This is a genomic window from Virgibacillus carmonensis, from assembly GCF_057836705.1.
The window spans coordinates 254,148-260,955 of sequence record NZ_JBYQFJ010000003.1 but is presented as its reverse complement, the minus strand read 5'-3'; the positions used below and the strand labels follow the sequence as shown (position 1 = coordinate 260,955).

Sequence of the window (6,808 nt, the reverse complement as noted above, 5' to 3'; positions counted from 1 at the left end):
CCGATGATCGGAACCATTTTTAAGTTATTTTTGGCTAGTTATGTCCCAGCCTCTTACGTTATTCATCTAAATCGATTTTCAATCTGTTTCAATCATAATCATATCTTCTCCGATTTTTTTTATTGCGTTCCAATGGATCTTTGTTTCTGCACCTTCTTTTTTTAAACCAAACCATTTGTAGTTAGGAATAATAAAAGACCTGATTTGACCGGTTTTTTCGTCGATTTCCAAATCAGTTGCACCCAAAACACCTAGCCTTGAACCATGGCTTACGTTTACAATTTCTTTACCACTGATATCTTTATAACGCATCCTACTCACCTCATTTAGTATACGTATTAGTGCGTTGAACAACCTCTATTATAACTATATGTAAAAAAAAATAACCTATGTCAAAACACATAGGTTATTTTAAACTTTTAGTTTTGCTTTGGAGCGATCAACGCTGTCGATGGCTCTGATTTAAACATAGTTTCGATTACAGTTTGAATAGTACCGTGATCAACCATTTCAATTTCTTTTATCATATCATCTAGTGTACGATGGCGTTGAAGCAGTAATTCGTTTCTTCCATTTCTGCTCATACGACTATTTGTGCTCTCAAGGCTTAGCATTAGATTACCTTTTAATTGTTCTTTACTATTTTTCAGTTCCTTATCTGTCAGTCCATTTGAAATTAATTCGTTAACAGTACTCGATATTGTTTCTTGTAATAATGGTAATTGTTCTTTCCCCGTTCCAGCATATATTGTTAGAAGTCCACTATCAAGGAAAGAAGAGTGATACGAAAATACTGCGTATGCTAAACCTTTTTGTTCCCTGACATCCTGAAACAGTCTGGAACTCATGCTCCCACCTAAGACATTATTCATAATAACTAAACTGTAGGTGAGATCATCACCAACTGGTAATCCATCATAACCGATACATAAATGAGCTTGTTCCGTCTCCTTATTACGTTCCATTTGGTTAGCATGAAATACAGGTTTTCCCAATGATTCATGCTTTTGATTTAATTCAAAATCACCAAAGTGTGATTCTATTTTACGAATATAGGATTCATCCACGTTTCCAGCAACTGATACTACCACGTTACCTGGTGTATAGCGATTAGCTATATAATTTCTTAGTGTATTAGGTTTAAACGATTTTAAATGTGTTTCTGTCCCTAATATCGGAAAGCCTAATGGATGGTCTCCGTAGGATGCATGTGCTAAAAGATCATGAATTATATCATCTGGTGTATCCTCATACATTTTAATTTCTTCTAATACAACTTTCTTTTCTTTTTCCATTTCCTCTTCATCAAAAGAAGAATTAAAGAACATATCAGCCAAAATTTCTAAGGCATACTCTTTATGATTATCTAATACCTTTGCATAAAAACATGTATATTCCTTTGAGGTAAATGCATTTACCTGTCCACCAATAGCATCAAAGGCTTCAGCTATATCTTTTGCTGACCTTGTCTCAGTTCCTTTAAAGAACATATGCTCAAGGAAGTGCGAAATTCCATTATTCGTATCTGTTTCATTTCGAGATCCGGTCAATACCCAGATACCAATTGTTACCGATCTTACAGCGGAAATCTTTTCTTGCACAATACGTAAACCATTTTTACATGTATGTTTTTCAATCACAGATGAATCCTCCTATTATTACGTGCATTCAAAACCTTTTAATTTAAACGTTCTTCAGAAAGTAATCTTTCAACTGTACCTAAATGGTATTCTTTTTCTTGTATTACAGTAATTAAATCTTTCAAACCACGTACGATTGCTTCAGTAGGATGCATTAAAATCGTTGCACCTGGATGAAGTTTTGGCGTCACTCGATTCATCATAACAGATACAGATGGATTCTTCCAATCAATGGTATCTACACTCCACAAAATTGTTTCCATATTATAACTAGCTGCTACTTTTACGACTTGATCGGTATAACTTCCACTTGGTGGTGCTAATAATGTTGGTTTTTCACCAGTAATAGCTTGAAGTGTATCACTTGTGTTTTTTATTTGTTCCATAATTTCTTGTTCAGATAGGCGGGCCATATCAGGATGATTATATGCATGATTACCAATTACATGACCTTGTTCCGCTATCATTTGGACATATTCTGCATTATTCTTAGCCCATTTTCCCTCGATAAAAAACGTTGCCTTTACATGCTGCTCTTTTAAGACATTTAAAATTGGTGGTATGTATTCCGTTCCCCACGAAACATTAATCATTAAAGCAACCATTTTTTTACTTGGATTTCCACGATAAATTGGGGCGGGTGGTAAATCGTTTAATGAAATACTGGGTTTGATCTCATCAAATACAAGTAGCTTTTTATTAAAAACGCCATCCTTTTTCATTTTTTTATAGGATTTATCTATATTTACTGCTCTACCGTTTAAACCGGGAATCTTTTTCCATACCTTGTCGATTACAGCGTTTTGGGGTGGGATTTTATATACAGAACTTTTTGCGGTTATTTCATCGTACAAGGGATCCTTATTTTTCATGGAATGCTGTATGTCAGAGAATGTAGTAATTTTTTTGGATTCAAAAGGATTGGCTAAAGGATTAAACGAAATAACAACCAATAAGAAAAAAACAAAAGCTTGGATGACCCATCTATACATACTTATCCCCCTCTCATTTCAATCATATGAAAGAAAAGGACAAGATATGATAAGAAAAGCGGAGGCGTCTGCTTCTAGGAGCCACAGCTAGACAATGAAAAGTGTAGTAGGCTTGCTTAGCGACGACAAACGTAGTCAAGAGACCATAGAGCGCACGAACTTTTTGCTCGAAGTGTCTATTGACTATGTCTCAAGTCGCTAGCCTATGGAACTAGACAGAGAAAAGCGAAGGCGACTGCTCATTGACTTTTCCAATAAATGGGCAAATAAAAAAAGAAACTGGTTCTCCAGCCTCTTCATTCATTCTTTACTATGATCTTGATTTCTCACTTTTTTCTTTTTGTTCAAGCAGTACAGCTTTCCTCGAAAGATTAACTCTTCCTTGATGATCCACTTCTTTAACCTTCACCATAAATTCATCGCCAATTGACACAACATCTTCAACTTTGTTCGTACGTTCTTCAGCTAGTTCTGAAATGTGGACTAATCCGTCTTTACCTTTGAAGATTTCAACGAATGCACCAAATTTCTCAATGCGTTTAACTGTTCCTAAATAAAGTTGACCTACTTCAACCTCACGTACTAAATCTTCAATGATTTTTTTCGCTTTTTCATTCATGGCTGCATCAATAGAAGAAATAAACACGCTACCGTCTTGTTCAATATCAATTTTAACGCCAGTTTCCTCAATGATTTTATTGATTTGCTTTCCGCTTGGTCCAATAACATCACGGATTTTATCAGGTTTAATTGACATTGTTAAAATCTTCGGAGCATACTCGGAAAGCTCTGTTTTAGGCTTATCAATTGTCTCAAGCATATGACCCAGAATATGTTGTCTACCATGTTTAGCTTGCGTTAATGCTTCTTCTAATATTTCTCTCGATAACCCATCAATCTTAATATCCATTTGTAATGCTGTTACACCTTTACTTGTTCCAGCTACTTTAAAGTCCATATCACCTAAAGCATCTTCCATACCTTGAATATCCGTTAAGATCGTATAGTCATCACCTGATTTCACAAGTCCCATTGCAATACCGGCAACCGGTGCTTTAATTGGTACTCCTGCATGCATCATAGCTAATGTGCTTGCACAAATACTTGCTTGTGAGGTTGAGCCGTTTGATTCTAATACTTCTGAAACAAGTCTAATGGTATAAGGGAAATCAGTTTCTGATGGCATTACCTTTTCAAGTGCGCGTTCCCCTAATGCACCGTGACCTATTTCACGACGACCTGGACCACGTATTGGCCCTGTTTCCCCCACGCTATATTTAGGGAAATTGTAATGATGCATAAATCGTTTTGACTCTTCCAAGTCCAAACCATCTAGGATTTGTACATCTCCTAATGCACCTAAAGTACATATACTTAAAGCCTGTGTTTGCCCACGCGTAAATAGAGCTGAACCATGCGTTCTTGGTAAAACGCCAATTCGTGATGTGAGTGGACGAATTGCATCTGGCTTACGACCATCAGGACGGATCTTTTCTTTTGTAATTAAACGACGAACCTCATCTTTAACCATCTTATCAAGAATAGATTTTACTTGTTTAATAACGCTATCTTCTTCTTCTTCATATGCTTCCAAAACTTTAGCTTTAACTTCTTCAATAGCTTCTTCCCGAGCATGTTTTTCATGAACTTGAATTGCTAAAACTAATTTTTCCTTATACTCACTTTCAATTTTCACAAGTAAGTCTTGGTCCAGTTCAAACAATATAACATCTGTTTTTTCCTTTGAAACAGCTTCAATAATTTCTTCTTGGAATGCAACTAGACGTTTTATTTCCTCATGTCCAAACATGATTGCTTCAAGCATAATTTCTTCAGGTACTTCGTTTGCACCTGCCTCAACCATATTAATTGCATCCTTTGTTCCAGCAACGGTAAGTTCAATATCGCTTTTTCCTTGTTGCTCAATAGTTGGGTTAATGACAAACTCACCATCAACTTGTCCAACAACAACACCAGCAATTGGTCCACTAAATGGAATATCTGATATGCTTAGTGCAATTGATGAACCGATCATTGCTGCCATTTCCGATGTACAATCTTGATCAACACTCATTACGGTACTAATAACTTGAACTTCATTTCTAAAGCCCTCTGGAAATAAAGGTCGAATTGGACGATCTATCAAACGTGATGCAAGAATAGCCTTTTCACTTGGGCGCCCTTCACGTTTAATAAAACCACCTGGTATTTTTCCTACTGCGTATAGACGTTCTTCATAATTAACTGTTAATGGGAAAAACGGTAAATCTTTAGGTTTCTTTGATCCGGTTGCAGCAGTTAATACTGAGGTATCACCATATTGAATCATACAAGCTCCATTCGCTTGTTTTGCAAGTTCTCCAATTTCTACTGTGAATTTATTTCCAGCAATTTCAGTGGAGAATAGTTGTTTTTCTGCCATTAGATTGAGTACTCCTTTCAAAAGCTACTATAGTATATTTTATAGATAAAATGTTCGTATGTAAACAAGAAAAGCGAAGCGGGCTTGCACAGCGGTGAAATGCGTAAACAAGAGACCGTAGAGCACATAATTTTTCGTGCCCGGAGTGTCTATTGTTTACGTCACGAACCGCTAGCCCGCGTAGCTAGACAAAGAAAAGCGGAATGGGCTTCAGCGATGAAAAGCATAATCAAGAGACCCTAGAGCCATGGTTTTATGGATCGGGGTGTCTATTTCCTACCTCTCGAATCGCTAGCTCACACTGCTAGACAAATGAATATAAAAAAAGCAGGATTTCTCCCGCTTTTTAAAGAATTTATCGACGTAAACCAAGTCTTTTAATTAGTTCGCGATAACGTGTAACATCATTATTACGCAGATAGTTAAGAAGGTTACGACGCTTACCAACCATTTTTAATAGACCACGACGTGAATGATGATCTTTTTTGTGTGTACGTAAGTGTTCATTTAATGTTGTGATTTCTGCAGTAAGTACAGCAATTTGTACTTCTGGAGACCCTGTATCATTTTCATGAACCTTATATTCACTAATAATTTCATTCTTACGATCTTTTGTGATAGCCATTAGGTTCACCTCCTATTATTATTTTATATCCCCAATTCCCTAGCAAACGTCGGAGTGTCGTCTTGCCAAGCAATGGTTTTACGATGTTAAGCGTACATCTTATTAGATAAAATTGCAAGTAATAATGTACAAAAAGAAAAGAATACGATTAACAGGAAAAGTAATTGCGTATTTGTTTTTCATCCATTTTAATGTGTTCAATAAGTTCATTAACGCTATTGAACTTCTTCTCATCACGTATAAATGTACACCATTGAAGTTGAAGTTCTTCTCCATAGAGATCATTGGAATAATCAAAAATGTTCACTTCCAATGTCGGTTTTGTTTCATTATCTTTAAATGTCGGTTTAACACCTAAATTAGCCATTCCTTCGTACACTTCACCTTTGTATAGGATCTTAACCGCGTATACACCAATCTTTGGTAGTAATACTTCGGAACCTACACGCATGTTTGCAGTGGGAAAGCCAATAGTTCTGCCACGTTTATCTCCTTCAACCACCGTTCCATATACGGATAACTTTCTGCCAAGATATTTATTTACACTTGCAACATTACCTTTTGATAAAAGCGAACGAATTTTAGTAGAACTTATTTTCTCATTCTCAAGTTCAACTTTTTCAATTGTCGTATAATCAAATGCACCTCTTGTATGTGAATGGATAATATTCATGTTCCCTTCACCTTTATGACCATATGAAAAATCAAATCCAGCAACGACGTGCTGAATATTTAGTCCAATGATAAAATGGTCAATAAATTCTTGAGGACTTAACGATGCAAGTTTTTTAGAAAATGTAACAATATACAATCGATCAACATTCATTTGCTGTAAAATTTCTTGTTTTTCCCGAAGTGGTGTGATGTACTCCACATGTACAGTCTCTTTTTTTAAAACAACGGATGGATGTGGATGGAATGTAATGACTGCACTTTCTGTTTTTGATTCCTTCGCTTTTGTAACAGCAGCTTGAATTACTTTTTGATGACCCCTATGTATCCCATCAAAAAAGCCAATTGCTGCTACCGTTTTTGGAAGTTCCTCCAGTACTAACGTATGTGGATATGTCAACTCAATGGTTCTCATTTTTTTCACCTACACTTTTCTATCATCTTAGAAAAACTTGGT

6 protein-coding genes are annotated in these 6,808 nt (G+C 36.0%); all 6 read right to left on the bottom strand.

The features are described 5' to 3' along the window. Positions 1-78: 78 nt before the first annotated feature. Positions 79-312 (bottom strand): YlmC/YmxH family sporulation protein, encoded by a 234-nt coding sequence (locus tag AC3G7N_RS03980; protein ID WP_489420842.1) that lies wholly within the window; start codon positions 310-312, stop codon positions 79-81. Between the two features lie 107 nt (positions 313-419). After that, positions 420-1,640 carry a M16 family metallopeptidase gene (locus tag AC3G7N_RS03975; RefSeq protein ID WP_489420841.1) on the bottom strand — a complete coding sequence of 407 codons (1,221 nt, stop codon included), beginning with the start codon at positions 1,638-1,640 and terminating at the stop codon, positions 420-422. Positions 1,641-1,678: 38 nt separating this feature from the next. Continuing rightward, a complete protein-coding gene (locus tag AC3G7N_RS03970) occupies positions 1,679-2,632 on the bottom strand; it encodes a polysaccharide deacetylase family protein (protein ID WP_489420840.1) in 954 nt (317 codons plus the stop codon). Between the two features lie 310 nt (positions 2,633-2,942). Continuing rightward, positions 2,943-5,054 carry a polyribonucleotide nucleotidyltransferase gene (locus AC3G7N_RS03965; RefSeq protein ID WP_489420839.1) on the bottom strand — a complete coding sequence of 704 codons (2,112 nt, stop codon included), beginning with the start codon at positions 5,052-5,054 and terminating at the stop codon, positions 2,943-2,945. A gap of 355 nt (positions 5,055-5,409) precedes the next feature. Further along, complete coding sequence (rpsO, locus tag AC3G7N_RS03960) at positions 5,410-5,679, bottom strand: 30S ribosomal protein S15 (RefSeq protein ID WP_489420838.1); 270 nt, start codon at positions 5,677-5,679, stop codon at positions 5,410-5,412. A gap of 148 nt (positions 5,680-5,827) precedes the next feature. Then, positions 5,828-6,766: a bifunctional riboflavin kinase/FAD synthetase gene (locus tag AC3G7N_RS03955; protein ID WP_489420854.1), complete on the bottom strand. Its 939-nt coding sequence runs from the start codon at positions 6,764-6,766 to the stop codon at positions 5,828-5,830. Between the last annotated feature and the right edge of the window lie 42 nt (positions 6,767-6,808).